Origin of the sequence: Nocardia sp. NPDC005978 (assembly GCF_040614455.1) — a bacterium.
Lineage (GTDB): Bacteria > Actinomycetota > Actinomycetes > Mycobacteriales > Mycobacteriaceae > Nocardia.
Genome location: NZ_JBEXUS010000012.1, coordinates 75,351 through 101,940 on the forward strand (window position 1 = coordinate 75,351; position 26,590 = coordinate 101,940).

26 protein-coding genes are annotated in these 26,590 nt (G+C 69.6%); 10 read left to right on the forward strand and 16 right to left on the reverse strand.

Translation table 11 applies throughout. The features are described from left to right. Window positions 1–210: 210 nt before the first annotated feature. On the forward strand, window positions 211–1,125 hold the full coding sequence (locus ABZ319_RS08060; RefSeq protein WP_354985605.1) for a LysR substrate-binding domain-containing protein: 915 nt from the start codon (window positions 211–213) through the stop codon (window positions 1,123–1,125). 2 nt (window positions 1,126–1,127) lie between these two features. On the opposite strand, the gene ABZ319_RS08065 is transcribed toward ABZ319_RS08060, so the two are convergent. From ABZ319_RS08065 to ABZ319_RS08085, 5 genes are all read right to left on the reverse strand, one after another. Continuing rightward, on the reverse strand, window positions 1,128–1,940 hold the full coding sequence (locus ABZ319_RS08065) for a carbohydrate ABC transporter permease (protein WP_354985606.1): 813 nt from the start codon (window positions 1,938–1,940) through the stop codon (window positions 1,128–1,130). After that, complete coding sequence (locus tag ABZ319_RS08070) at window positions 1,930–2,892, reverse strand: sugar ABC transporter permease (protein ID WP_354985607.1); 963 nt, start codon at window positions 2,890–2,892, stop codon at window positions 1,930–1,932. Before ABZ319_RS08070 ends, ABZ319_RS08065 begins: the two co-directional genes overlap by 11 nt. A gap of 478 nt (window positions 2,893–3,370) precedes the next feature. Beyond that, a complete protein-coding gene (locus tag ABZ319_RS08075; RefSeq protein ID WP_354985608.1) occupies window positions 3,371–4,225 on the reverse strand; it encodes a metallophosphoesterase in 855 nt (284 codons plus the stop codon). After that, entirely contained in the window at window positions 4,222–5,586 is a 1,365-nt protein-coding gene (locus ABZ319_RS08080) for an ABC transporter substrate-binding protein (protein ID WP_354985609.1), read from the reverse strand. The genes ABZ319_RS08075 and ABZ319_RS08080 overlap by 4 nt, the downstream gene beginning before the upstream one ends. Before the next feature lie 27 nt (window positions 5,587–5,613). Next, on the reverse strand, window positions 5,614–6,708 hold the full coding sequence (locus ABZ319_RS08085; RefSeq protein ID WP_354985610.1) for an ABC transporter ATP-binding protein: 1,095 nt from the start codon (window positions 6,706–6,708) through the stop codon (window positions 5,614–5,616). Between the two features lie 166 nt (window positions 6,709–6,874). Between ABZ319_RS08085 and ABZ319_RS08090 the strand changes: the two genes are divergently transcribed. The 3 genes from ABZ319_RS08090 (at window position 6,875) to ABZ319_RS08100 (ending at window position 8,943) form a co-directional block, all read left to right on the forward strand. After that, window positions 6,875–7,570: a hypothetical protein gene (locus tag ABZ319_RS08090; protein WP_354985611.1), complete on the forward strand. Its 696-nt coding sequence runs from the start codon at window positions 6,875–6,877 to the stop codon at window positions 7,568–7,570. Between the two features lie 102 nt (window positions 7,571–7,672). After that, on the forward strand, window positions 7,673–8,371 hold the full coding sequence (locus ABZ319_RS08095; protein WP_354985612.1) for a hypothetical protein: 699 nt from the start codon (window positions 7,673–7,675) through the stop codon (window positions 8,369–8,371). A gap of 131 nt (window positions 8,372–8,502) precedes the next feature. Further along, a complete protein-coding gene (locus ABZ319_RS08100) occupies window positions 8,503–8,943 on the forward strand; it encodes a helix-turn-helix domain-containing protein (RefSeq protein ID WP_354985666.1) in 441 nt (146 codons plus the stop codon). Between the two features lie 222 nt (window positions 8,944–9,165). Here the strand turns inward: ABZ319_RS08100 and ABZ319_RS08105 are convergent, their stop codons facing one another. The 4 genes from ABZ319_RS08105 to ABZ319_RS08120 form a co-directional block, all read right to left on the reverse strand. After that, a complete protein-coding gene (locus ABZ319_RS08105; protein WP_354985613.1) occupies window positions 9,166–9,921 on the reverse strand; it encodes a hypothetical protein in 756 nt (251 codons plus the stop codon). A gap of 209 nt (window positions 9,922–10,130) precedes the next feature. After that, window positions 10,131–11,843, reverse strand: a complete 1,713-nt coding sequence (atzF, locus tag ABZ319_RS08110) for an allophanate hydrolase (RefSeq protein ID WP_354985614.1) — start codon at window positions 11,841–11,843, stop codon at window positions 10,131–10,133. Then, on the reverse strand, window positions 11,840–15,457 hold the full coding sequence (gene uca, locus ABZ319_RS08115; RefSeq protein WP_354985615.1) for an urea carboxylase: 3,618 nt from the start codon (window positions 15,455–15,457) through the stop codon (window positions 11,840–11,842). Before uca ends, atzF begins: the two co-directional genes overlap by 4 nt. Window positions 15,458–15,461: 4 nt before the next feature. Further along, window positions 15,462–16,172, reverse strand: a complete 711-nt coding sequence (locus ABZ319_RS08120; RefSeq protein WP_354985616.1) for a GntR family transcriptional regulator — start codon at window positions 16,170–16,172, stop codon at window positions 15,462–15,464. 259 nt (window positions 16,173–16,431) lie between these two features. On the opposite strand from ABZ319_RS08120, the gene ABZ319_RS08125 reads away from it, so the two are divergent. Then, entirely contained in the window at window positions 16,432–16,971 is a 540-nt protein-coding gene (locus ABZ319_RS08125; RefSeq protein ID WP_354985617.1) for an SRPBCC family protein, read from the forward strand. Window positions 16,972–16,988: 17 nt separating this feature from the next. Here ABZ319_RS08125 and ABZ319_RS08130 read toward each other — a convergent pair whose 3' ends face one another. The 4 genes from ABZ319_RS08130 to ABZ319_RS08145 all read right to left on the reverse strand — a co-directional run bounded on the left by ABZ319_RS08130 (window position 16,989) and on the right by ABZ319_RS08145 (window position 19,387). After that, a complete protein-coding gene (locus tag ABZ319_RS08130; RefSeq protein ID WP_354985618.1) occupies window positions 16,989–17,321 on the reverse strand; it encodes a transcription initiation protein in 333 nt (110 codons plus the stop codon). Between the two features lie 99 nt (window positions 17,322–17,420). Continuing rightward, a complete protein-coding gene (locus tag ABZ319_RS08135) occupies window positions 17,421–17,942 on the reverse strand; it encodes an O-acetyl-ADP-ribose deacetylase (protein WP_354985619.1) in 522 nt (173 codons plus the stop codon). A gap of 38 nt (window positions 17,943–17,980) precedes the next feature. Then, a complete protein-coding gene (locus ABZ319_RS08140; RefSeq protein WP_354985620.1) occupies window positions 17,981–18,907 on the reverse strand; it encodes an aminoglycoside phosphotransferase family protein in 927 nt (308 codons plus the stop codon). 72 nt (window positions 18,908–18,979) lie between these two features. After that, a complete protein-coding gene (locus ABZ319_RS08145; RefSeq protein WP_354985621.1) occupies window positions 18,980–19,387 on the reverse strand; it encodes a nuclear transport factor 2 family protein in 408 nt (135 codons plus the stop codon). A gap of 63 nt (window positions 19,388–19,450) precedes the next feature. On the opposite strand from ABZ319_RS08145, the gene ABZ319_RS08150 reads away from it, so the two are divergent. Together ABZ319_RS08150 and ABZ319_RS08155 are read left to right on the forward strand one after the other, a co-directional pair. After that, window positions 19,451–20,068 carry a TetR/AcrR family transcriptional regulator gene (locus ABZ319_RS08150; protein WP_354985622.1) on the forward strand — a complete coding sequence of 206 codons (618 nt, stop codon included), beginning with the start codon at window positions 19,451–19,453 and terminating at the stop codon, window positions 20,066–20,068. A 242-nt stretch (window positions 20,069–20,310) separates the two neighbouring features. Further along, on the forward strand, window positions 20,311–20,565 hold the full coding sequence (locus tag ABZ319_RS08155) for a hypothetical protein (protein ID WP_354985623.1): 255 nt from the start codon (window positions 20,311–20,313) through the stop codon (window positions 20,563–20,565). Between the two features lie 36 nt (window positions 20,566–20,601). Here ABZ319_RS08155 and ABZ319_RS08160 read toward each other — a convergent pair whose 3' ends face one another. After that, on the reverse strand, window positions 20,602–21,417 hold the full coding sequence (locus tag ABZ319_RS08160) for a thioesterase family protein (RefSeq protein WP_354985624.1): 816 nt from the start codon (window positions 21,415–21,417) through the stop codon (window positions 20,602–20,604). Window positions 21,418–21,441: 24 nt separating this feature from the next. After that, entirely contained in the window at window positions 21,442–22,044 is a 603-nt protein-coding gene (locus tag ABZ319_RS08165) for a TetR/AcrR family transcriptional regulator (protein WP_354985625.1), read from the reverse strand. Between the two features lie 64 nt (window positions 22,045–22,108). On the opposite strand from ABZ319_RS08165, the gene ABZ319_RS08170 reads away from it, so the two are divergent. After that, entirely contained in the window at window positions 22,109–22,993 is an 885-nt protein-coding gene (locus tag ABZ319_RS08170; protein WP_354985626.1) for an oxidoreductase, read from the forward strand. Window positions 22,994–23,015: 22 nt separating this feature from the next. Here ABZ319_RS08170 and ABZ319_RS08175 read toward each other — a convergent pair whose 3' ends face one another. Continuing rightward, a complete protein-coding gene (locus ABZ319_RS08175) occupies window positions 23,016–23,720 on the reverse strand; it encodes a hypothetical protein (protein WP_354985627.1) in 705 nt (234 codons plus the stop codon). Window positions 23,721–24,059: 339 nt separating this feature from the next. Here ABZ319_RS08175 and ABZ319_RS08180 point away from each other — a divergent pair, with 339 nt between their 5' ends. Next, the gene (locus ABZ319_RS08180; RefSeq protein WP_354985628.1) at window positions 24,060–25,241 is read left to right on the forward strand and encodes an FAD-dependent oxidoreductase; all 1,182 of its coding nucleotides are present in this window, start codon (window positions 24,060–24,062) and stop codon (window positions 25,239–25,241) included. Between the two features lie 144 nt (window positions 25,242–25,385). After that, on the forward strand, window positions 25,386–26,336 hold the full coding sequence (locus ABZ319_RS08185; RefSeq protein WP_354985629.1) for a sigma-70 family RNA polymerase sigma factor: 951 nt from the start codon (window positions 25,386–25,388) through the stop codon (window positions 26,334–26,336). Window positions 26,337–26,590 lie beyond the last annotated feature (254 nt).

Consider the following 26,590-nt stretch of genomic DNA (forward strand, 5'->3'; position numbering starts at 1 on the left):
GTGTAAATGCTGCCTTTACGCGAATGCTGTTGTCAAGGAATCATTTACATCACGGATCGGCCCGATGTTTGCCGAGTCCCCTCGACGGCGCACCCGAGCACGCGGTCGTTCATCCGGCGGCAAGACGATCGGTCCCGGGCGTGCGAATCGGATTCATCGGCGGTTATCCGGCGCGGCTAGCGTGAGCCCCGGCAGGAAGGAGCCGATGCCATGGAGCTTCGACATCTGGTGTCGTTCCTCGCAATCGCCGAGGAGCTGCACTTCGGGCGCGCGGCCGCGAGCCTGCACATCACCCAGCCCAGCCTCAGCGCCCAGCTGCGCAAACTCGAGAAAGCCGTGGGCGCGCAACTGGTCGCCCGCACCTCGCACGAGGTCCGATTGACCGCTGCCGGACGCGAATTCGAGATCCAGGCCCGCCAGATCGTGGCCCAGGTCGAGCGCGCGGCCCGCGCCGCGCGCGCCACCGCCGCCGGGCGCGCGGGCACGGTGAACGTCGGCTACAACGTGCCCGCCAGCCGGCACGTGCTGCCCGACGCGCTGGTGCGCATGACCGCGCGGCACCCCGACATCACGGTGTCGCTGTGGGAGAAGCGAACCGGGCCGCAACTGGCCGCCCTGACCGCGGGATCGCTCGACGTGGCCCTGGTCTACGGCCACCCCAGCACCGCGGCCTTCCGGTATCGCCGCATGCTGCACCGGGTTCCGCTGGTCGCGGTGGTCGGGCGCGCGCACCGCTGGGCCGAACGCGCGGGCGTGCCGTTCGCCGAACTCGCCGGCCAGGAATGCGTGCTGTTCGAGCGCGAGCAGTGCCCGGCCATGTACGACGCCATCTTCCGGGCCGCGGCCCAGACCCGGATCGCGCTGACCGTGGGACATTCCGCCGACGATCCCGGGGCCACCGCCCATATGGTCTCGGTGCGGCCCATGGTCGGATTCGCCTCGCTGCCGCGCGCGATCTCCATGGGCATGGGCGCGCCCGGCAGCAGCTCGGTCGCGGTCAAACTCGTCGACCCGGTGCCCACCCTGGACCTGTACGCGGTGTGGCGGGCCGAGGAGGACAACCCGGCGGTCGCGCAATTCGTGGACTGCCTGTCCGACGCCGCCTCGGTGCCGATCCCGGCCTGAGCTCACTTGAGCCCGGACCGCACGAACCCGTCCACGATCTGACGCTGCAGCACCACGTACAGCAGCAGCACCGGCAGGCACGCCGCCCCGGCCACCGCCATCAACGGCCCCCACTGATCGCCCTCGGTCCCCATGAAACCCCGCAACCCCAGCTGGACAACGGCATTGGACCGGCGCAGTACGATCGCCGGCCAGAAATACTCGTTCCAGGCGTTGATGAACAGCAGAATGCCCAGCGCCGCCAGCGCCGGTCGCAGATTGGGCACCACGACCGTCCACAGAATCGACCACGAGGAGCGCCCGTCCACCCGGGCCGCGGCCACCAGCTCACGCGGGAACGCGGCCATGTGCTGGCGCAGCAGCAGGATGCCCAGCGCCGAGCACAGGGTCGGCAGCACCACCCCCGCCAGGGTGTCCAGCAGCCCCAACCGGTTGAGCAGCAGGTAGTTCGGCAGCATGGTCACGTGGAACGGCACCAGCCACGTGCCCACGAACGCCAGGTACAGCAGCCGCTGCAGCGGAAAGGTGTACATCGCGAACGCGTAGGAGGCCAGCAGCGCGATCAGCAGCTGCCCGGCCGCCGAACCGGCCGCGATGAGAAAGGTGTTGCCCAGCAGGCGGATCAGGTCCACCTTGTGGGCGGCGTCGGCGTAATTCGCGCCCGAGAGCGGCCACGGCAGCACCGACATCGAGTACACGTCCTCGGGCCTGCGCACGCTCGTGGCGAACATCCAGTAGATAGGGAACGCGCACACCAGCGCCGTGCCCGCGGACAGCAGATGCCCGCCGAGCAGGCGCACACGGTCAATCATCATGGAAGCTCACCTTCTCCGAGAGCCACACCAGCACACCGGCCACGGCGGCGAAACCCAGGAACAGCAGCACGCCCGCGGCCGCGCTGAGTCCGGCGTCGAAACTGTGGAATGCGTACTCCCACAGCAGGTAATAGATGTTCGTGGTCGACTGCGCGGGCCCGCCCTGGGTCATCGAATCGATGATCGGGAAGGTCAGCACCGGACTCAGCAGCACCGTGGTCAGCACCAGGAAAACCAGCGTCGGCGACAGCAGCGGCAGCGTGATCCAGCGCCGGATCTGGCCCGCGCTCGCCCCGTCCGTGCGCGCCGCCTCCGCGTAGTCCCCGCTGATCGCGGCCACCCCCGCGGAGACCACCAGCTGCGCGAACCCCACCAGCTGCCACCCGGTGATCACGATGATCACCCCCAGCGCCGTGCGCGAGTCGTACACCCAGTTGCGATCCGACCCCAGCACCCGATCCACCAGCCCCGATCCCGGATGCAGCAGCCACCGCCACACCACGGCCGCCGCGACCGGCGCGACCAGGAACGGCGCGAACACCAGCGCCTGATACACCCCGCGCGCCCGCCCCGAAATCCGCTGTCCCGCAAAGGTCAGCGCCACCGGCAACACGACCGTGAAGGGCAACAACCCCACGATCAGCACCACGGTGCGCACCAGCGCGTCCTCGAACGCGGGCAGCTCGAGCAGCCGCCGGTAGTTCGCGCCCCCGACCGGCCGCATCGGCACGGTCGGCAGCAGATTCCACGAATAGGTCGACAGCTCGACGGCCTGCGCCAGCGGCCGATAGGTCCACACCACCAGCAACACCAGCGCGGGCGCGAGATACAGATACGGCACCGCCCCCCGCCCGGCCCGCCGCAGGAACCGCCACCGCACGCCCGGGTACGCCCGTCGGGCGAGCCCGTTCACCCCGCCTGCCCGGTCGGTGTGGTCCGGTCCGCGGGACACCTGTGGTTCCGGTGAATCGTCAGTTGGGAGCGTCGAATTCGGCGATGCGGCCGGACCTTCGACCACGAGCATCTCGCAGGATGTGGCGCCACCGCGCCGGGCGATCGCCCGGTCGGTGCTGGGCCGGGCAGGTCTCGCACGACCGGGGAGCGGTCGAGGCAGGACACCGGGCGGCCTGCCGAGGCTCTCGTCGGCCACCTCCGGTCCGCGGTAGGCAGTTTCCACGCAGTCGGGAGCGGACGGCCAACCATCCCCCTGCCCCGGCTCCGGCTCATCTCCCGCAGTGCCGGCGCTCGCCGGGTGATCTGCCGGTGTGTGTGAACCGGCGGTTCGCGCCCGTGCGCCGAAGGCATCGCCCGGTTCGCCGGGATGTGACCGGTGTCCGAGGGCACCGGCGGAGGGATGCGGTATGACCGGATTGCGCTGTGGGCCGGATAATTTCGGTGCTTGCGATGGATCGTCGATGACGAACATCGGCCTAGCCGTGTTCGGGGGTCAGGGCGGCCAGGCGGCGCAGCTCGGCCGCCTCGTCGCGGTCGTACAGCGGGGCAGCGGTGGGCACCTCGATCGCGGTCAGGACGAAGGTGTCCTCGATCAGATCGATGCGGGTGTAGCCCGCGCCCGCGGCGGCCTGTTGGCGGCCGACCGGGGCCATGCCCTCGATGCGGTAGGCCACCGCGGGGCCGATCCAGGCCGGAATGCCCGCCAGGGTGCTCGCGGCCGTCAGGTGATGGTGGCCGGAGATGATCTGGCGCACATCGGTTCCGGCGAGCACCGCGGCCAGCTCGGCGGTGTTGCGCAGGCCCAGCACCTTGGCCGCGGCCAGGGACGAAGGCAGGGGCGGGTGGTGGATCGCCAATAGCGTGCCGCGCGCGGCCGGGGTCCGCAGCTGGTCGGCGAGCCAGTCGAGCTGACCCGGTTCCAGGTCGCCGTCGTGGCGGCCCGGGATCGTGCTGTCCAGGGCGATGACCCGCAGCCCGTTCACCTCCAGCACGTGATCGTGTGGGCGCGCGGGGACGGATCCCGGTGCGCGCCCGAGCAATTCGTAGCCGAAGGCGCGGCGCTCGTCGTGATTGCCCATCACGTAGAGGACCTGGGCGCCCAACTCCGCGGCCACCGGTTCGATCGCCGCGCGCAGGCGGCGATAGGCGGCCGGGTCACCGGCGTCGGCGAGATCACCGGTCAGCAGCAGCGCGTCGATCGGCCCGCCGAAGGCGCGCAGCCGGTCCAGCACCCGGGTCAGGTTCGCGTAGGTGTCCACGCCGTGCTGCACCTGCGCGCCGTCGGCGCGAATATGGGTGTCGCTCAGCTGGATCAGGGTCAGCGCGTTCATGCGGCGGGCAGCAGTGCGGCGCCCTGGGCGCGGGCGGCGGCGAGCGTGCTCTGCGGGTCCCTGCCCTGGAAGACAACCGCTTCCACCGCGTCCATCATGCCGTCGCGGATCTGCAGGTAGTTGGTGCCCGGCAGCGCGACCCACGGTTCCATGACCGCAAGCTGCGCCACGTTCGGGGCCAGCAGCGGATTGCGCCGGGACCACTCGTACAGGGCGTTGGGCTGCTCGAGTAGTCCGGTGCGCAGGGGCAGATAGCCGATCTTCTCCGAGATGGTGGTGTACGCCGATTCACTGGTGAGGAACTTGATCAGCTCCCAGGCCGCGCGCTGCTTGGCCGGGTCCTCGGCCAGGATGTGCAGTCCCGCACCGGAATTGGTCGGCACCGCGGGCCGGTCGCCGAAGCGCGGCATGGCCGCCGAACGCAGCTCCCACTTGTCCTTGGCGCCGGTGACGAAGGTGCCCTGAATCGCGCTGGTCTCGAGGATCATGCCTACCTCGCCGCGCGCGAACGCCTCGTAACCCTGCTTCTGATTGAGCCGGGGCATCGCGCCGGTGTTCACCAGATCCTGCGCCATGCGGGTCACCTCGACCGCGGGGGCCTCGGCGAATCCCAGGGTGCGCCGATCCTCGGAGAGCACCCGGCCGCCGTTGGAGCGCACCAGCGACTGGAAGCACCAGTCCTTGGCGCTCTTGGTCAGGCAGTCGATGTACACCCCGCCCTGGCCGGTGCGGGTCGCGATCGCGCGGGCGGCCTCGGCGACCGCGGCCCACGTCGCGGGCGGGGAATCGGGATTCAGCCCGGCGGCGCGGAACAGATCGGCGTTGAGATACAGCACCGGGGTCGAGAACACGAACGGCACCCCGTAGGTGTGCCCGTCACGATCGTCCAGGGTGCGGGCACGGTCGGCGTAGGGCAGGGCGCCGCCGAAATTGCGCTGCACCTCGTCCTTGCCCAGCAGCACATCCAGGGGTTTGGCCCGCAACTGCTCGATCGTGAAATCCAGGTCGCTGAAACCCAATTGCGCCACATCCGGCGGCGACCCGGCCACCAGCTGGTTCTGGATGCTGGAGATGGTGTCGCTCGCCGGGTTGGGGCTGTTGCCCTGCGGCTTCTGCGCGGTCACCTTGATATTGGGGAACTTGCGCCCGAAATCGGTGATCAGGGTGTTGAACGTGTCGGTCCACGCCCCGGCCAGACCGTAGTTGTAGGACTCGAACACGATCGACACCTGCTGATCGGCAGCGAGTTCGGGAATGCGTTGGGCGGTGGTCTCGGTGGCGACGGTGCCGCCGAGACCGCACGCGCCGAGCGTGAGAGCTGCGGCCAGCGCGAGGCTCGACAGGGACAGGGTGCGTTTCACGAGGGTTCTCCTGAGCGGGATGGGGGTTCAGTGCACGGCCGCGACGGCGGGTTGCCAGCGCAGGCGCAGTCCGGAATCGGCATGGAAGAGATGCAGGTCGGTGGGATCGGCGCGCAGGGCCAGGTGCGCGCCGCGCACCACCCCGCACGGGCGCGGCAGGCGCGCGCACAACGGCCCGGCGGCAGTGTCCAGGTGCACGAGTTCCTCGCTGCCCAGGTTCTCCACCAGGCGCACCCGGCCGCGGAAGTCGCCGTCCGGATCGATGCGCAGGCGTTCGGGCCGGACACCCGCGGTCACGGCGGTGTCGGTGCTCTGCTCGGCGGCCCAGCCGAGATCGATGTCCGCGTCCCCGGCGCGCAGGCGCAGCACGCCCTCGTGGGACACGGCGCGGGCGGCGAACAGATTCATCGGCGGCGAGCCCAGGAACCCGGCCACGAACACCGACCGCGGCCGGTCGTAGAGTTCCTCGGGTGTGCCGGTCTGTTCGATCCGGCCCGCGTTCAGCAGCGCGATCCGCGACGCCATGGTCATGGCCTCGACCTGATCGTGGGTCACGTACACGAACGTCGAACCCAGCCGCTGATGCAGCGCGATCAACTCCGCGCGGGTCGCGCTGCGCAGGGCCGCATCGAGATTGGACAGCGGCTCGTCCATGAGGAACGCCCCGGGATCGCGAACCATGGCCCGCGCCAGCGCGACCCGCTGCCGCTGCCCGCCCGAGAGCGCGGCCGGACGCCGATCCAGCAGCGCACCCAGCTCCAGCAGCTCGGCGACCTCGGCCACCCGCTGCGCGATCCGCGCCCGTCGCTGCCGGCGCGCCCGCAACGGAAACCCGATGTTGCCCGCGGCCGTCAAATGCGGGTACAGCGCGTAACTCTGGAACACCATCGCCAGATCCCGCTGCTGCGGGGACTGCTCGGTGATATCGCGCCCGTCGAGCAGAATCCGCCCGGACGACGGCGATTCCAGCCCCGCCAGCAACCGCAGCAGCGTGGATTTACCGCAGCCGCTGGGCCCGAGCAGGACCAGGAACTCCCCGTCGGCGATGTCCAGGCTCACCTCGCGCACCGCCTGATGCGCACCGAATTGTTTCGACACCTCGTCGATCTGCAACCGAGCCATGCGCTCAGTCTCGATCCGCGGCGGCGGTTTCGACCCTGGCGATAGGCAGCGACGATCGCCCGAATCGCATCGGCGCATCGACGCTCGGCCGGCGGCGGGCTCGGCCACGGTTGTGCCGACGCGCGGACCGGCCGCGCCGTCACCGCTGGATCAGAAGGACTCGGAAATGAAGAACAGAACGCGCATCCTGGCCACCGGCCTGACCGCGCTCGCGGCGATCACCGTGCTCGAGCAGTCGGCCACGGCCGCACCGGCCACCGACCCGGTCGTCAACTACACCGTCACCAACACCGCGACCAGCACCGTCATTCGCACCGACGCCGGGACCATGGTCGTGGACGACGGCGTGTTCACCGTGCGCTCGGCCGCCGGGGATGTGCTGGCGGGGACCGAATTGTCCTTCCGCGTCGATGATTTCGTCTTCCCCATCGCCGCCGAGGTCACCGACCGGCGCGCCATCCTCACCCCGCGCTTCGATCTCGAGCACGCGCGCTACGCGCCGGTGGCGCTGCCCTTCGAGAACCAGGCTCCCTGGAAGAGCGAGTACGAACGCGAACAGGCCGCCTGGAACCGCATGGCCACCACCATCAGCATGGGCGCCACCATCGGTACCGTGGTCGGCGGCATTTCCGGTGCGGCCCTTGGCTGTTTGCTCGGCGGTGCCGGAGGCGCGGTACTGACCGGTGCGCTCTCGGCCATGTTCGGCGCGCTGCCCGGTGCGCTGGGCGGCTGTCTGGCCGGTGTCGCGGTGATCGGTTTCCTCGGCACCCTGGCCGGGCAGCTGCTGGTCACCGCGCCGGTCGCGATTCTCGCGGCGGCACAGTACTTCACCACGATCAATTCGCCCTTCCCGGGCAAATGATCCGCTCGGCAACTCTCGATTTGCTGGAAGAGGGTTCGGGGCCCGCGACGCGCCTATAACCTCAGAACGCGAGCAAAGGTGCGGGGTGAGGATGCCGATGTTATGACCGATACGGAGAACGAGCACGCGTTGTTCGAGCTGGTCCGCAAGGCCGGGTTCGAGGGGCCGCCGTGGACGCTGCTGGCGGAGAGACTGGTTCGGCACGGATTGGCGGTGGTGGGGCCGTGGATCCGCTCGGGCCGGATCTTCTCGGTCGCGGCGCAGAAGGGCTGGCCCCTGCAGCCCACCATGCAGGAGCGCAGAACGGTCGCGGGCCGGCTCCACGAGGATTTTCTGCAGGAGACGGTGACCCTGGCGCTGGAGAAGTTCCGGCGCAAGGCGATCGACGGCGACGGCTGGCGCTCGGACGGGGGCACCAGTCTCGCAACGTATTTCATCAACGCGTGCGTGCAGGCGTTCGTGGACTACTTCCGCCGCAGCCGCCGTTCGGGCGAGCTGTACGACGTCCATATCGACTACGCCCTGCCCGGGCTGGTCGAGGACGGTCCGGCCGCGGTGGAACTGGTGCCGTGCCGCACCGATGTGGCCGCGCTGGTGGTCAATCGGATGGCCTGGCACAGCCGCCTGGCCCGGCTCGGGGATCGCGATCGCGGGCTGGTGTGGGGCAAGACCGTCGGCCTGCGCGGCGCCGAGATCGCCGAGCTGTTCGGCTGGCCATCGACCAAAGCTGTCGAGCAGCGCTGGTCCAGATTGAAACGCGATACCGATTGGATTAGCGGTCTCACCGGGACGGAGGAGTGATGGGCCACGAGAACGAGGATCTCGCACGGCGGGTCGCCGCGCTGCTCGAAGAGTCCTCGCTGAATGATCCAGTGCTGCAACGCCTGCGCGAGCGGGTGCCGCAGGAACTGGTCGACGCGATCGTGCGGCGGGTGCCCGGCGGCGCCGTCCGGCAGCCCTCGGACTTCGCGACCCGCCTGAACAAACTCTTCGAGACGGTCCACCCGCCCGGCCGCGCCCCCCATACCAATTCCGAGGTGGCCGCCGCCCTGACCGCGGCCGGGCACCCGATCGCCAAACCGTATCTGAGCCAGTTGCGCTCGGGCCGGCGCACGAACCCCTCCGATCAGTTGGTCGTGGCCCTGGCCAACTTCTTCCGGGTCCGCCCGGCCTACTTCTTCGACGATCGCTACGCCGCCACGATCGACCACGACCTGGAGCTCCTGTCCTCCCTGCACGCCTACAACCTGCGCCGCCTCTCCTCCCGCGCCTACGACCTGAGCGCGGAGTCCGCCGACCTCCTGACCGCGATGGCCGAAAAACTGCGCGCCAGCGAGGGTTTGCCGGAGATCCCCCCGGACGTCACCGACTGACGCCGGTCACGCCAGGTCACCCGGGAAACCGGCACGCGAGCCACTCCCGCGTGAGCCCGGCCTGAAAGCCTCGCAGTTTCGGTGAGCGCGCCGGGGCGGGCAACCAGCTGTTGCGCTCGGTGAGTTCCGGCGGGAAAAGTAGTGTTCGGCTGGATGACTCGCGAAAAGCGCGTCACCGGTGTGACGCGCTTGGACGCGACGAAAGAGACTGGATCGAGGCAGTCAGTTCTCCATGGTCAGGGCACAGAAGTGGGTGCGGGCGGCGGCCACCGTCTTGAAGGCGGTCTTGCTCAGCCCGGGGGCGCTGGTGATGGTGCATACCGGCGGCGCGTCGGTGCCGTTGGTGAACTTCGATTCGGCGATGACGACGGGAACCATGACGTCGTTCTCGTAGGTCCAGAAAGTATGGGTGACGGACTGATAGCCGTTCTTGTGCGCGGTATGAGCCAGACCGTCCGGGGTGGGATCGATTCCCGTGCCGGGGAACTCACCGGCCCGTGTGTACTCGGTGGCATCGCCGGTGGCGTGATAGACGACGAACCGGTACCAGTAGGGGCCCACCTCGACGGGAATGACGAGCTCGTCGCGGCCGTCGGAATCGGTGTCGATGGCCCTGGGGTTCGCGGAGCGGTCACCCGCCTGTTCGGTGATCGTCTGGGTGACGGTGCCGTCGGGGGCGATCACCTCGATCGTGACGGTGCCCTCCGGGGTGCGCCGGGAATCGAAGACCACACCGGTCTTGTCCTGTGTGCGGGCGCGGCAGTCGAGCTCGTCGACCACCCCTTCGGGGCAGTCCGGGAGCGCCACCGGTCCGGCCGGAGCGGAACTCGTTGGCGCCGAAGTCGTTTGCGACGTGCTCGAAGCCGTCGCGGCCGACTCGGCGGGTTTGGGATCGGTGTCGAGACCGCTGACGCTGTCGCAACCCGAGACCAGGACGACGGTGGCGAACGCGAAGCAGACCGCGGAGTTCCTCCCCATGCCGGAGAGCATAGTGATCAACTTCGGTTTCGCGAATTCGCCCCCGGGGCGGGGGCGAACAGCGCGGTCGGTACGGGCACGGGTGTGGGGCACAGAAGATTTCATCGCCCGCGAGTGTGCACGCGGCGGGGGAGTTCACGGCGTGTCGCCGCACCGCCCGCACCCTCGCGGGCTCGGGAACCCGGGTTGACGGCCCGGTTACGGCCGGGTCAGCGCGGCCGCGACAGGTAGGCCAGCCAGCCGCCGTACTCGGTGATGTCGGTGGCCGTGGCGGTCGCGTCGTGGGTCGCGGTGAAGCCCACCACCGAACGACCGTCGGCCAGCTCGATACTGGTCAGCGCCATCGGCGCGGGCAGCGCCGCCAGGAACCGGCCCAGACCGGCCTCGGACACCAGGAACAGCTCCCCGACGATCGGCGCGCCCTGCCCCGGCCCGGTGCGCACCAGGCCGGGCTTGAGCGGGGTGGTGTCCATCGCGGTGAGCCGGTAGGCATCGCTGGTGTGGATGTCCCCGGCGAACCGCGCGCCGAGCTCCTCGAGCTGCCAGTGCAGCGGCTGCCCGCGCAGATGCGCGCCGAACACCGCCAGGTGCACCCCGTGGTCGGCGAAAAGCGGTGCGGGCCCGCCGGTCTGCAGCCGCGCGGCGATGTCGACCGCGATCTGATCGGCGAAGGCCGGAACCACGACCATGACCCCGAACGGCGCACCGGTGGCCGTCGGCACACCCGGCACCGCCACCGCCGCCATATCCAGCAGATTGCAGAAATTGGTGAAGGTGCCCAGCCGGCGGTTGATCCCCACCGGATCCGCGGCCACCGCGGCCAGACTCGGATGCTCGGTGGTGGTGGGCAGCAGCACCGCGTCGAACGATTCCAGCAGCACCGCGGCCTCGGTGCGCGCGCGGGCGAGCGCGTCCAGATCCCGCGCGAACGCCGCACCCGTGGGTGTGGCGGCCGCGCCGATGATCGCCGCCACGGTCGGATCCGCCCCGGCCGGCCCGGTCGCCAGGAATTCCCCGACCGCCGCGTACCGCTCGGCCACGATCGCCCCGTCGTACAGCAGCCGGGCGGCATCCAACAGCCCGGTGAGATCCACGGTTTCGACCTTGCAGCCCGCCTCGACCGCCGCGGCCACGGTCTGCTCGAACGCGGTGGCGTACTCCGGGCTCAGCGCCTCCAGATTCGCGGCGACCGGAATGGCCAGGCGCGGGGTGTGCGGCGCGGCGAGCCGGATATCCGACGGCCAGCGCCGGCTGCGCGGATCGCGCGGTTCGGGCCCGGCCATGACGCGAGCCGCGATCGCCGCCGTGTCGAGCGATCCGGCGAACACGGTGAGCGCGTCGTAATCCACGCACGCGGGCACCACCCCGTGCGTGGGAATGATCCCGAGCGTGGCCTTGATCCCGACGATGTCGTGGAACGCCGCGGGCACCCGCCCCGAACCCGCTGTGTCGGTGCCGATTCCGATATCGGCGATGCCCAGCGCGACCGCGACCGCCGAACCCGAACTCGACCCACCGGAGATCAGCTCGGGATCGAGCGCGTTGCGCACCGCCCCGTACGGGCTGCGCGTGCCGACCAGTCCGGTGGCGAACTGATCGAGATTGGTCTTGCCCAGCACGATCGCACCGGCCGCGGTGAGGCGCTCGACCGCGGCAGCGGTATCGGCGGGGGTGTACGCGAATTCGGGGCACCCCGCGGTGGTCGGCAGACCGGCCACGTCCACGTTGTCCTTGACCGCGACCAGCAGCCCGGCCAGCGGCAAGTCCGCGCCGTCGGCGATCCGCTGTTCCACCGCGAGCGCGTCGGCGGCCACATCGGCCCGCTCCCGCAGGGTGATCCACACTTCGGGCCGATCGGCCGCGGCGATGCGGGCGAACGCGGCAGCGACCCGCGCGGACGGGGAGATCTCCAGGTTGGTCATTCAGCGACTCCGATCACGGCTAGTGGGGTTCCGGGTTCGACCTTGGCGCCGGGCGCGGCGAGTACCCGCAGCACGGTGCCGGTGACCGGACTGGGCACGGGCAGTTCGAGTTTCATGGCTTCGAGCACCGCCACCGGATCACCCTCGCGCAGGGTGTCTCCCTCGGCGATGTCGACCCGCCACACGTTGCCGACCATCGGCGCGGTCACCACCGACGCGTCCGGCGGCAGATCCGCGAGCAGGTCGTCGTGCGGTTCGGGCGGCGGTGCTGTCACCACCGAGCGGTCGAATTCACCGGCGGCATGCCAGGCCTGTTTCTCCGCGGCGAACGCGGCGGCCTGGCGGGCTTCGAACGCGGCGATGTCCTCGGCGTTGTCCGCCAGCAGCCGCAGGTGATCGGCGAGCGCGAACGTGCCCTCGCTGACCTCGGCGTCGAACCGCCCGGCCTGGGCGGCGGCACGCTGGTCGAGGAGCTGTTCGGCGCTCACCGGCTCCCAGATGATGCGGTCGAAGAACCGGAACAGCCACGGCGTGCCGTCCTCGAACGGCGCGGACTGGCGGTAGCTCGACCAGATCGGAATCGTCCGCCCGATGAGCTGATAGCCGCCGGGGGAGGCCATCCCGTAGACGCACAGGTATTTGCCGCCGATGCCGACCGCGTCCGAGGGCGTCCAGGTGCGCGCGGGATTGTACTTGGTGGTGACCAGGCGATGCCGCGGATCGAGCGGAACGGCAAGGGGCGCACCGAGATACACATCGCCCAGCCCCAGCACCAGGTATTCCGCGTCGAACACCGTGCGCCGCACGTCCTCGACGCTGTCCAGGCCGTTGATGCGGCGGATGAACTCGGTATTGGACGGCAGCCACGGCGCGGTGTCGCGAATTCCACTGCGGTAGCGATCGATCGCCTCGGCGATGGAGGGATCGTCGAAGGACAACGGCAGACGAATCGTGCGACTGGGCACCACCAGATCCCCGGTGGCGGGCAGCTCCTGCTCCAGCTCGGCGAGCAGTCCCAGCAGCCGGCGCTGCGGCAGCACATCGGGATCGAAATGAATGTGCAGGGACCGCACGCCCGGGGTGATGTCGATGATGCCCGTGGGCGCGGCGGCGGTCAGGGCCTGCGCCAGCGCGTGCACCCGCATGCGAAGCCCGAGATCGAGCACCATCTCGCCGTACTCGACCAGGATGTTGTCGTCGCCGCCGCGCAGATAGCGCACCGCGGGCCGATCCGAGCCGGTCTCGGCCGCACCCAGGATGCCGCGATCACGCAGGGCCGCACCCTCGTCGGTGAGCGCGCCGGCGGCCCGGGTCGCGGTGTCGGACCGCAGCGCGGTCGCGGTGTCATCGCCGATCGGCACGAAGCGCAGCGCATCGCCCGGGCGCACCTGGCCGAGCTTCCAGCGATGGGCCGAGACCACGGTCAGCGGGCACGCGAACCCGCCGAGGCTGGGACCGTCCGGACCGAGCAGGATCGGGGTATCGCCCGAGACGTTCAGCGCTCCGACGCTGTACGGATTGTCGTGCAGATTGGACGGGTGCAGGCCCGCGTCACCGCCGTCGGCGCGGGACCATTCGGGTTTGGGCCCCTCCAACCGGATTCCGGTGCGGTTGGCGTGACTGCCCACGCGCCACGGCTGCCCGTAGAACTGTGCCATATCGGCGTCGGTGAAGTAGGCGGGCGCGGTCTGCGGACCCTCGCCCACGGCCAGCTCCCACTCGTGGGTGAACACCGGGCGGTGCTCGAGCGGCACCGGCCCCGCCCCGGGATGCGGATCATCGCCGATGGCGGCGATGCCCAGCACGTCACCGTCGGCGACCGCGCGGCCGTTGATGCCGCCGAACCCGCCGAGCGTGAAAGTCGAAGCGCTGCCGTGATACAGCGGGGCGTCGATGCCACCGCGAATGGCGAGGTAGGTCCGCAACCCTGCATCGGCGGGCGCGCCGATATCGAGCACCGACCCCGCGGCCACGGTCACCGGCTCCCACTGGGGGACCGGCGCGCCGTCCACGGTGACCGGAGCGGGCGCGCCGCTGACGCAGATCACCGCGGCGCCGGCGAACCGCAAGCGCGGGCCCTGCAGCGTGCACTCGAGCCCCGGGACCCCGGGCTGATTGCCGACCGCGATGTTGGCCAGGGTGAACGAGAGATCGTCCATCGGGCCGGACGGCGGAATACCGACCTCCCACAACCCGATTCGGCCCGGATGATCCTGCACGGTGGTCATCGTGCCCGCCCGCACGACGTCCACGCGGCGGCTCGAGAAGTCGATCTCGGCCAGCGAGCCGGTGATGTGCGACCCCGCGCGCACCACCGGAGCGGTGGCGGCGGCGCGCAACTGGGCCAGGTTCGTCTGCACGCCGTAGACGCGCGTCTCGCCGAGCGCGGCGGTCAGCCGGTCGAAGGCCGCCGCGCGAGTGTCACCGTGCGTGATGACCTTGGCCAGCAACGGATCGTAGTAGGCGCTGACCTCGGTGCCGGTGCCGATCCAGGAATCGACCCGAGCGTCCTCGGGAAACCGTGTCTCGGTGATCAATCCGGCGCTGGGGCGGTGATCGTTGCCGGGATCCTCGGCGTACACGCGGGCCTCCACGGCCCACCCGGTGATCGCCGGACCGGCCTCGGGCAGCTCGTCCAGCATGGTGGCGTCCCCGCCGGCCAGGCGCAGCATCCACTCCACCAGATCCACGCCGGTGATCGCCTCGGTGACGGGGTGTTCCACCTGCAGGCGGGTGTTCATCTCCAGGAAGGAGGCCGCGCCGCGTTCGGTGTCGTACACGAACTCCACCGTGCCCGCCGAGCGGTACCCGACCGAACGCGCCAGCGCGCGTGAGGTTTCCAGCAGCTCCGCGACGACCTCATCGGAAAGCCCCGGGGCGGGCGCTTCCTCGATGACCTTCTGATTGCGGCGCTGCAGCGAGCAATCGCGCGTGCCGAGGCTGACCACCCGGCCCGCGCCATCGCCGAAGACCTGGACCTCGACGTGCCGGGCGCGAGAGACGAAGCGCTCCAAAAAGACTCCGGCGGAGGAGAAGTTGGCCAGCGCCAGGCGCTGCACGCGGTCGTACGCGGTGACCAGCTCGTCGGCGCTGAAACACGCCTGCATGCCGATGCCGCCGCCACCGCCGATGGCCTTGAGCATGACCGGGTAGCCGATCCGCTCGGCCTCGGCCACCGCGTGCTCGACCGAATCCAGGACGCCGCTGCCGGGCACCAGCGGCACGCCCACGGCCCGAGCGGCTTCACGAGCGGTGTGCTTGTCGCCGAACACGCGCAGTTGATCGGGTGTGGGACCGACGAACGCGAGTCCGGCGGCCGCGACCGTGGTCGCGAATTCGGCGTTCTCGGACAGGAATCCGTAGCCGGGATGAATTGCGCCTGCACCGGCGGCGAGCGCGGCCTCGATCACGCGATCGGCGCGCAGATACGACTCGGCGGCCGGTCCGGGGCCGAGTCGCAGCGCGGTGTCGGCCATGCGCACGTGGGCCGCGCCGAGATCGGCGTCGGAGTACACCGCCACCGTTTTCAGCCCGAGCGCGCGAGCGCTGCGCATGATGCGGCAGGCGATCTCCCCGCGATTGGCCACCAGCAGGGTGTCGAAATTCAGGCTCATATTCCTACTCCTCGGTCGCCAGGGACATGGCCACCATGGCCCGGCTGACTCGGTCGAGAACGACATCCAACGATTCGCCGATATGCAGGCGCAGCAGGTCGTAGGCCAGCGGAAGGTCTTCCGCCAGTACGGCATCCAGGATCGCCAGGTGTTCGGCGATGGTGACCTCGATGCGGTTGTTGACCATGAAGTCGTACATCCGCACGTGGCGGATGCGAGCGTTGACCGCGAGCAGCGCGCGCACCATCTCGGTGTTGCCCGACGCGGTCAGCAGCGCGACGTGGAACTTCTCGTCCACCACCACGAACGAGGGCTCCTGCACCGGGGGATTGGCCCGCAGGGACAGCCAGCGTTCACGCTCGGCCCACAGCAGCGCGTGATCGTGGCGCACACCGGGGTTGGTGATGGCGCGTTGAATTCCGCCCAGCTCGAGGGTGATTCGCAATTCGTACAGATCCCGCACCAGCGGAATGCTGGGCCGCACCGGGCTGAAGCCGACCTCGTCGCGGCGCAGCAGTCCGTCCGAGCAGAGCATGGCCAGCGCCTCGCGGGCCGGGGTGCGGGAAATGCCGAAGCGAGTGGAGATTTTGGGTTCGGTCAGGCGCTGACTGAACTTGATGCGCCCGTTCATGAGTTCGTCGCGCAGGGTGGAATACACCATGTCGCGCAGGTGTCCGCTCGCTGCGGCGGAGCGGGAATCCACTGTGGTCGACATGCTTGAATACGCTATTGGCCTGGGGTTTCCCGAAAATCACTTCCGGTAACGGGAAAGTAAGCAAGCCCTCACAGGGCATCGGCCGGGCGTGAGATGCGCCGTGCGGGGCCGGACGCGAGATGCACTGTCGGGTCGGCGCGAATCGTGGATCGGCCGCAGGGGTATGCCGCGCGGTTCGGCGGCTGCCCGGACCGCGGGGCCGCTTGCCCGCGCCGAGCCCGCACGATACCCTGGGATTGTCTCAGACAGTGAGGTTCGTATGGCTGACCAGTGTGACTCGACGTTCGGGCGCTACCTGCGCCCGCCGGAGGGCGTGATCCGCACCCGCACGCAGCACGCCCGGACCGATGCGATGTCGCTGCTCATCGCCGCACCGCGCGAACGAATCTGGGAGCTGGTCACCGATGTCACCGGCATGGGCCGCTGGAGCACCGAGAACCGCCGCGGCTACCGGTTGCACCGGGGGACCGCCCCGCGCACCGGATCCTGGTTCGTCGGCCTCAATCGCATCGGGCCCGTCGTGTGGGCGACCCCGTGCGAGGTCACGGTGGTCGCGCCGTTGCGGCACTTCGAGTTTCGCGTGCACATCGTCGGCCCGCACTGGGGTTACTGCCTCGATCCGCATCCCGAGGGCACCCTGGTCACCGAATACCGGGAGTGGCCGAACGCCTCGGCTTTCCATCGCCTGCTGCGGTTCTCGGGACCGCTGGGCGAGCCGCGGGACAATCACGCGCTGCACGGCATCCCGGCCACCCTGCACGCGCTCAAGGCGCACGCCGAAGCGGTCACCGTGTCCTGACCGGGTCGCGATGTGCCCTAGGGAGATTCCCGCAACGGCCACACCTCGACCACCCCCTGCGCCACCGCGCAGGGCGTTTCCGACACCAGCCGAACGGCGTCCGCCAGGCTCTCCGCCTCGATCACCGCGAACCCGGCGACGGGCAGCTCGGACTTCATGAACGACCCCTCCGAGGTCCGCACCCCGGCCCCGTCATGGTTCCGCACCTGCACCGGCGTCCCCGCGATTCCCATCTCGACCCCCGCGTCCCGCAGCCGCGCATCGTGCGCGTGCGCCGCGTCCCGGATCCCCGCGTCGGTGCCCTCGTAACCGGCCTGGTCGCCGTACCCGATGGTGATGAACTTCGGCATGACAAATCCTCCTGGTTCGAAACCGTTCACCAGTACTGACGCCTCGGGCTCGCACAACTCATCGGTGTCCCTCGGATACCCGGTGTCCGGCGGCCGTGCTCAACGCCCGAGTTCGTGCACCGCCGCGGCGAAGATCTCGAGCGCCCGATCGTCGAACAAGACGAACCGCACCAGCTCGAGATCGGCCTCCGACGCGTTCACCGTCTCCACCGCGATCCGGGCCCCGTCGTCCATGGGCCACCCGAAAATCCCGGTGGAGACGGCCGGAAACGCCACCGTCCGCGCCCCCAATTCCGCTGCCAACAGCAAAGATTCCCGATAACACGACGCCAGCAATCCCGAACGGTCCTCGTCCGGCGACCACACCGGACCCACCGTGTGAATCACCCACCGCGCCGGCAACCGCCCCGCGGTGGTGGCCACAGCCTGCCCGGCGCCCAGGCCCTTCCCGTACTTCGAGGCGCGCAGCTCCCGGCAGGCCGCCAGGATCTCACCACCTCCCTTGCGGTGAATGGCCCCGTCGACCCCGCCCCCGCCCAGCAGGGAGGAATTGGCCGCGTTGACCACCGCGTCCACCCGCTGCTCGGTGATGTCCCCTCGCACCGCCTCGATCCGCATCATCACCCCATTCTGCCGACCCGGCGGCGATCCGCGCCCGATCAGCGGCGACTTTCGAGCAGTCGGCGCAGCGCGTCCTGTCCGGGCGGACCCCACGTCGGCTTGCCGCCGGGCCGCCCGCGCAGTCCGGCGTCGCCGATGAGAATCCCGGCGAAGGCCCGCAAGACCGCCCAGCCGCGAGCCCTGCGCAGCGTCGCGTCCAGGTGTTCCCTGTCCGCGCCCGGGGTCGTCCCATACGCCGTGTGGAACAGGTCGGTCGCGCCGTCGGGCAACAGAATCCACGCGGCCGCGAGATCGAACGCCGGATCGCCCGCGAAGAGATCGCCGAAGTCGATGACGCCGCGGAGGGCGCCGTGCGCGGTGAGGACATTGGCGGGATGCAGGTCACCGTGCAGCCACAGCGCGGGGCCGCGCCATTCGGGTGCGGCGACGGCGTCCTCCCAGACCGCGCGGACCCCGGCCGGATCGGGAATCAGGCCCAGTTCTGTCAGCGCACCCAGTAGCTCGGCGAACCTGGCCGTGGAGCGCGACAGCGGCCCGCCGCGATCCCGGCCGGTGGGCGCCGTCGCCGGAGCGGGTTGGTGCAGGGCGGTCAGGAAAGCCGCCAACCTGGTGGCCGAGGTGGCGCGGGTGATCGGGGCGCGATCGGCGGGCTCACCGTGAACCCAGGTGGTCACGATCCACGGCCGGGGAAATCGTTCGGACGGCTCGCCCAGGCGCTGGGGCACGGGAACCGGCAGCGGGAGGTGCGGCGCGATCGCGGGCACCCACGCAAACTCTTTGCGCAACAGCGCATCCGCGGATTCCGTCGCCCACGGCAGCCGCACCGCCAGATCGTCGCCGAGCCGCCACAGCTGATTGTCCCAGCCCCGCGCGCCGAGCCGAACCGGAAGATGCGCCAGGTCGGGGTGTTGCTCGCGGAGCAGATCCCGGACGAGCTCGGCGGTCAGGTCCATTCGAGAGTGCATGTCGTCCAACCGTATCCGGCGAGGGCCGCGGTCGTTCGACGAACGTTCGCGAGTCCGACGAACGTTCGCGAGTCACCGCCCGTTCGGGATCAGCGCCTCGTGCCAGCGAGCGGTGTCGGTGTACTGGTGGAGCCAGCGGATGCGGCCGGAATCCACCCGCCAGAAGTGGGCGAACTCGGCTTCGTAGGCGCGGCCGGTGGCGCGTGCGGTGCCGCGGTAGTGGCCGGTGACGACGATCGTTCCGTCGGCGGTCTCGGACCAGGACTCGGGGTGGGGAGCGGTGTCGAAGTCACGGTTCACCGCACCCCAGACCTTGGCGAGGGCCTCGTGCGGGCCGTGAAAGGTGCCGCCCGCACCGCTGGGAAGGCCGGGGGCGGTGTGTATCTCGAAATCGGGGTGCAGGACCGCGAGGATCGCGCCGGCGTCGCCGGACAGCACCGCGGTGTAGAAGGTTTCGACGGGTTCGGTAGCGGTGGACATGGCCACTCCTGTATTAGAATCTGGATTCTAGAATGATGAAACTATATGGGAAGCAGGGGAGCGATGGGAAGGCCCGCGAAGTTCACCAGGGACCGGATTCTCGACGCCGCGGCGGCGCTGGCGGGCGAGGGCGGGGTCGCGTCGATCACGATGGCGTCCATCGCCGGGCAACTGGGCGGGCCGGTCGGGTCGATGTATCACCGGTTCCCCTCGCGGGATCTGCTGCTGGCCGCGCTGTGGCTGCGCACGGTCGGCCGTTTCCAGGAGGGGCTGCTCACCGCCCTGGCCGCGGGCGATCTCGAAGCCGCCGCGCTGCACACCCCGCGCTGGTGTCGGGCACACCCGGTCGAGGCGGCGCTGCTGGTACGGCACACCGGTGAAGCCCTCGTGCCGCGCTGGCCCATGGAATTGGCCGCCGACCGCGAACAGGTGAACTCGGCGCTCCTGGACGCGCTGCGGTCCTTCGCCGATCGTCGTGCCGACATCGATTACGAGCGAACGGTTTTCGCGATCGTAGACGTGCCCTACGGGGCCGTGCGGCGGCATCTGCTGGCCGATCAGGCGGTGCCCGGACACCTCGACGAGCTGATCATCGCGACCTGCCGCGCGGTCCTCGCCCTGCCGCCGCTCGACCCCGGCGTCGGTGGGGATTCCGCCGTGCCGTCCGCGTCCAACCCCTGAGGTCCGGCGCCTGCCGGACAAAACCGTTGTGGCACAGCATGTGCTGCCGCTCGAATTCCCGTGGGTCGCATCAGCGGCACGCCGACGCATCAGGCATGATGCACGCCGGTCCCGGGAACTCTCGTGTCATACACGCGAACCCCGGGATCGGCTCGGCCCGCCCGAGCCCGAAACCGCATGCGCGACAAGAATCGAAGATCGATCCCGCGGCGCCCGCGCCGCGACACGAGGTGAACAGTTCCATGACAACGCTGGGCGATGCCGAGCCCACAACGGCAGACGAAGCGGACAGGGCCATCGCCCTGGTGCGAGCCAACGCGCCCGACGCCCGCTTCGGCAGATTCACCGCCGCCCCGGTCCCGAATCGCCGCGACACCTGGCAGGTCACCCGTGTCGACGCCGACGGCCTCATCCTGCGGGACGGCTGGACGTTCCTGGTCAACCTGCGCACCGCCGCGGTGACCCGCAAGTCCTGGAAGTCGCTGAATCCGGAGTAGCCGTCGCAGGCGGTCGGACCGTCTGCCGGGGGTGGATCACGCTTTGAAGTAGACCAGCTGATGGCCGGTGGCGAGCAGGGTTCCGTCGCCCGTCCACAGCTCGGCGGTCTGGTCGGCGAAGCCGGTGCCGAAGTGCTGGGAGCGGGCCGTGGCCAGGATGGGCTCGTCGCCGACCTTGTCGATCGTGGCGGCGTCGGCGTGGAAGTAGATGCTCAGCGACACGGTTCCGGCCGGCACGAGCCGCCCGAGACGGACCATGATCCGGGGGATGAACACATCGCTCAGCGCGGTCAGGGACAGCTGATCCAGCAGTCGCGGCGGGTTGTCCCGGACCCACAGCGTCGTGGTCGAATCGCTCGCCGTCGACGAGCCGAGTGCTCCGAGACCGCCCGCGGTGAAGCGCATTTCGTAATTGTCCATCCAGGCGATGCCCTCGGGCGTCCGCTCGGGGTCGATCGTTCGCGCCTCCGCGACCGGCGGCGGCGTGATCTCGGTGGCGCCGAAGGAATCGCGACGCACGCCGAAAACCGCTGTGGCAGTGGTGTTCACCACCTCACCCTGGGTCATCGTCACGTTCCAGTGCTGGGTGGAGCGATTGGTCCGCGTGGGTGTCGCGATGATGGTGAACGGCCCGTCGGCGATCGGCGCGGCGTAATTGACGGTGAGCGAGAGCGGCTCGCCGAGGCGCTGCGGGTGCTGTGTGATGGCCTGCAGCAGGGTCGCGGCGGTGATCCCGCCGAACGGGCCGACCATATTGGCGTAGCGCGGACTGGTTTGTCCGGTGAAGGTTCCGGTGCCGGTCGCCGCGAGATGTACGGCGTCGTCGAACGGATGGTGAATGGCGGTGCTCACGAGTTCTCCTGTCGGAAGGGTGCGCTAGGGGCGCGGCATCAGGCCGCGCGTCAACCGGGTCACGGTGTCGTCGAGCAGATCGTCGATGGCATCCGGGGCGATCAATCCGGCGCCGGCGAAGCTCGCCAGACCCTGCAGGGCGACCGCGACCGTCCAGCCGATCCGCAGCGGGTCGCCCGCGATCACCTCGCCGCGCGCCTGGCCCTCGGCGGTGATCGCCACCGGCACCGCGAAGGCGCGGGTGACGGCCTCGGCCATCGCCGCGCCGCTGGACGCGCTGTGTTTGCGCGCGAACATCAAGGTCAGCAGCGTCGGATTGTGCAGTGCGAAGTCGAGATACGCGCGTGCCAAGGTTTTGAACCGGTCCTCGACGGGCAGGTCGTCGCCGGTGGCGGCCGCGGCCACGAACGCGTCGCCGAGTCGCCGGAAACCCCTGAGCGCCAACGCGTCCAGCAGCGCCTGCTTGTCCGGGAAATGCCGGCTCGGCGCGTTGTGGGTGACGCCGACTTCACGGGCGACCTGGCGCAGCGACAGCTTTTCGACCCCGTGTTCGCGCAGCGCTTTCTCCGCGCCGTCGAGAAGCTGATCTCGCAGGTCACCGTGGTGGTATCGACGATCGGGGGCCATAGTGCCCGAGCCTAGCATTCATGTGGACATTGACCACTTTGTGGACAGTGTCTACATTGGGGTCATGACGAACTCACAGTGGAACGCAGCCGATCTCCCCGAGATGAAGGGCCGCACCGTCGTCGTGACCGGCGCGAACAGCGGGCTCGGCCTGGTGACGGCCCGGGAACTGGCCCGGGCCGGCGCGCGGGTGATCCTCGCCGTGCGCGATACCGCTCGCGGCGAACAGGCCGCCCGGCGGATCGAGGGCGACACCGAGGTCCGGGAACTCGACCTGGCCGACCTGGCATCGATCCGCCGGTTCGCCGACGGCTGGTCCGGTGACATCGACGTCCTGGTGAACAACGCCGGAATCATGATGGTGCCCTTCGGAACCACCGCCGACGGCTTCGAACGCCAGCTCGGCACCAACCACTTCGGCCATTTCGCCCTGACCAACCTGCTGCTGCCGCACATCACCGACCGGGTGGTCACGGTCTCCTCCCAGGCCCACCGCCGCGGCACGATCGACCTGGCCGACCTGGACTGGCAGCGCCGCCGCTACAACCCCGCCGCGGCGTATTCCCAGTCGAAACTGGCCAACCTGCTGTTCACCCTGGAACTGCAACGCCGCCTCGATGCCGCGCGTGATTCCCGCCGTTCCCTCGCCGCGCACCCGGGCTGGGCGGCGACGAACCTCCAAAGTCATTCGGCCCAGCCCGTTCTCGACTTCGCGATGCGGTTGGGCAACAAGGCCATCGCCCAGGAGCCGGAGATGGGCGCGCTGCCGACGCTCTTCGCCGCCAGCCAGGATCTACCCGGCGCGTCCTATGTCGGCCCGGACGGGTTCTACGAGTACCGCGGTCACCCGACTCTCGTCGGCCGTTCGGCGGCGGCTTCGGATCTCGCGGTTGCCGCTGAACTCTGGAAGGTTTCCGAGTCCCGCACGGGCGTCTCTCTCCGCGTGTAGCGCGGGGGATCGGTCGAAAGTCTCAGCCGCCGTAAGGGGTTCCCGCGAAGCCGTGGGTCAGCATGTCATCGGCCGTTCGCAGATAGGGGTTGCGCGCGGGGTCGAGCCCCGAGAGGAATGCGTCCACTCGCGCGTGCGCGTCTTCGATGGTCGTCCAGGCGAAGCCGGGCCAGAAGGACTCCGGCGGCACCGGCTTCCACACCAGTTGGGCGTCTTCATCATCGGGGTCGTCGTCGGCGACCGCGTACGACAGCGTCGCCTGCGCGATGGCGTCACTCAACCACCGTGCGAACTCTCGGTGCGGCCCCATCAGCCGGCGGGCCAGCAGGATGAGCGACATGCACTCGCCCTGCAACTCGTCGCCCTGAACGGCTGATCCGTACAACCAGAACAGCAGGGTGCTGCAGACCCACAGCGGCTCTACGCTGCGCGGTTCGGCGTGGTCGGCGTACACCGGGGGGTCGGTCAGCCGCGCGTAGCGCGGTTCGGCGCACAGCGCCCACATCGCCTCGATCCGCAATCGGACGTCCGCGAGGTCCGAGTCGCCGCCGTGCCCGCCCATCCGCGCGACAACCCATTCGGCCGCCGCGATCCCGAGCCCGAAAACCGCTTCGTCTCGCAACAGTCCCAACTGGTCGGCCAACAGCAGATCCCGCTCGTCGTCGTCATCGAGCAGGGTGTTACGAATCGGCTCGTCCCAATCGAATTCGAGCGCCAGCTCCGACACCCCGAGCCCCGCCAGGTATCGCGCCCCGGCTCCCCGAGCCGACGCCGGTGTCTCCGCGCCGTATGCAGGTCCGTGCGCTCGGTTCACAGACGGGTTCTCGGGCATAGCTGGTTCTCCGTGACTAACGTGCGGCCGCCGATCCGCCGAATCGTATCCGCCTGCGCACGAACGTCCCTCCCGCCCGACTCGCGGTGCGCTGCCTCTCGGCGGGACCGGTTGCACTTCGGAGGATCGCTCGCATGACGGTTCCGAAGGCGTGATCCAGATCACTGGCCGGTTCTGTCAGGAAATCAGGGGCTGTCTCGTTCAAGGGGCACGCGAACCAGACAGGAGCGAATCATGAAGCACCGCATCGTCGTCCTCGGAGCCGGATACGCCGGAGCCTTCTCCGCCGCATACCTGGCTCGCCGGCTTCACGCCGACGACTTCGAGATCACCGTCGTCAACGCCGAACCCGACTTCGTCGAGCGGCTGCGCAACCATCAACTCGCCGCCGGGCAGGATCTTCGCCACCTGCCATTGGCGGAGGTGTTCGCGGGCACCGGTATTCGACTTCGCGTGGCGCGGGTGAGCGAGGTCGATGTCGAGCGCCGAACTGTCGCGGTGGTCGACGGTGACGGCGTCGACCGGCTCGGGTACGACACCCTGTTGTACGCGCTAGGCAGTACTGCCGCCGACCCGGGCGTTGTCGGCGTGGTCGAGTACGCACACCATGTGGCAGCGCGACCCGCCGCGCTGCGCCTGCGCGCACGCCTGGACGAATTGGGCGAGGACGGGCAGGTTCTGGTTGTCGGCGGCAATTTGACGGCGATCGAGGCGGCCGCCGAGCTCGCCGAATCCCGTCCAGGACTTCGCATCACCCTCGCCACCCGGGGCGAACTGGGTGGCGCGCTGGGGCCCAAGGCCCGTGCTCACCTGCTGCGCACGTTCGACCGCCTGGGTATCGCCGTCCACGAGCACACCCCTATCGAGCGGGTCGAGGAGACAGCGGCGGTCGCCACCGACGGCACCGTGTTCGCCTCCGACGCGACGGTGTGGGCCGCCGGTTTCGCCGTGCACCCGATCGCGGCCGCCAGCGGCCTCGCGGTGGAACCCAACGGCCAGATCACAGTCGACAGTCAGATGCGGTCGGTCTCGCACCCGGATGTCTACGTTGCCGGTGACAGCGCCTTCGTCGTCGGCGACAACGGCCGGCCGTTGCCGATGTCCTGCGCCACGGCGGGATCCAGCAGCAGGCAGGCGGCGGCCGCGATCGTCGGGGATCGAACCGGGTGCAAGATTGCCGTGGTGAAGCAGTCCTACGTCGCCAACCACATCAGCCTCGGTCGCAAGGACGCGTTGTTCCAGTTGCTCGACGGCGAGTGGCGAGCCAAGCCGGGGGCTCTGACCGGTTGGACAGCCGTGCGCGTCAAGTCGGCAACCCTCTGGATATCGGTGTGGGCCCTGTTCCACCCGACCCTCGGAATGCCGAAGCACAGGTACCGTATGGCCACCCGCGAGCACGACGCGGTTCCCGCGTGAAGCTCTGCTGTGCCGCCAACCACGTCGCGAGGCAGGCCGGAGTCGGCCGGCCTCCTTCGCCTACCGATCGCATTCGGTGCGTGCTTTGCCCGATTGAAGCCCTGCGTACAACTCGGTCCGGGAACTCTGCATAAGGTCGTGCGTATGCTCATGGACACCGCCACCGTGGCGAAACTCGAAGCCAGTCGGGATCGACTGGCCGCGATCGCCTATCGGCTGCTCGGCTCGGCCGCCGACGCCGAGGACACGGTGCAGGACGCCTTCCTGCGGTGGCAGGACGCGGACCGTGAGTACGTCGAGGTGCCCGAGGCCTGGCTGACCAAGGTCGTCACCAACCTCGCGCTCGACCGGCTCCGATCGGCGAAGATGCGGCGCGAACGCACAGTCGGCGCCTGGATGCCCGAACCGCTCCTGGACGGTGATCCGATGCTGGGTCCCGCCGACACCGCCGAGCAACGCGAATCGGTGACCCTGGCGGTGCTGATGCTCATGGAGCGGCTCGCGCCCGTCGAACGAGCCGCCTACGTCCTGCGCGAGGCCTTCGCCTACAGCCATTCCGAGATCGCCGAGATTCTCGGCATCACCGAGTCCGCGAGCCAGCAACACACCCACCGAGCCCGACGTCGAATCGCTCTCGCTCGCAACAGCACTGACATCGACCCCGCCTCCGCGCGTCGAATTGTCGAGGCGTTCGTCGCCGCCGCCTCTTCCGGCCGGACCGAACACCTGATCGCGCTGCTGACCGACGACGCGACCGGCCTTTCCGACGGCGCCGGCCTCGGACTGGGTGTGGCCGAGAAGCCGATCCGGTACTCCACCCCGCAGCGCCTCGCCGACGCGCTACGTGCTTTCAAACCGTCAGCGGCCAAACGCAGACTGGTCGGCGGCTCACCCTCGATCCACGCCACCGTGGTCAGCGGCTGCCCGGCCATGCTCGTCACCCTCGACGACCGGGTTGTGGGGGTTACGATCCTGGAGATCCGTGACGACAAGATCGCAGTCGTGTGCGGCATCACCGCCCCTGACCGCCTCGCGCGCCTCACCGACCAGTGGCGGCGCCGCGATCACGAGGTCGCGCTGATCGAATCATGGTAGTGCCGTTCGACATTCGACCTTCTGCCGGTTCGTCTGACGAGTTTCTACGACTCCCTACTTATCGTGCACTATTGGCCTTTCCATGGCGGTTTCCGCCAAATCTCCCGCGATAGTGCACGGTAATATGCCTCTGAGGGGTCGCCATCTGTCCGATGCCGGAGCGAACCATCCAGACCTGCGTGCGCGAAAGCGTTCAGAACTTCCGCCGGTCGCTGATCGAACCGGCTCGAGGCCGCTGCCTGGCAAACGCGCTC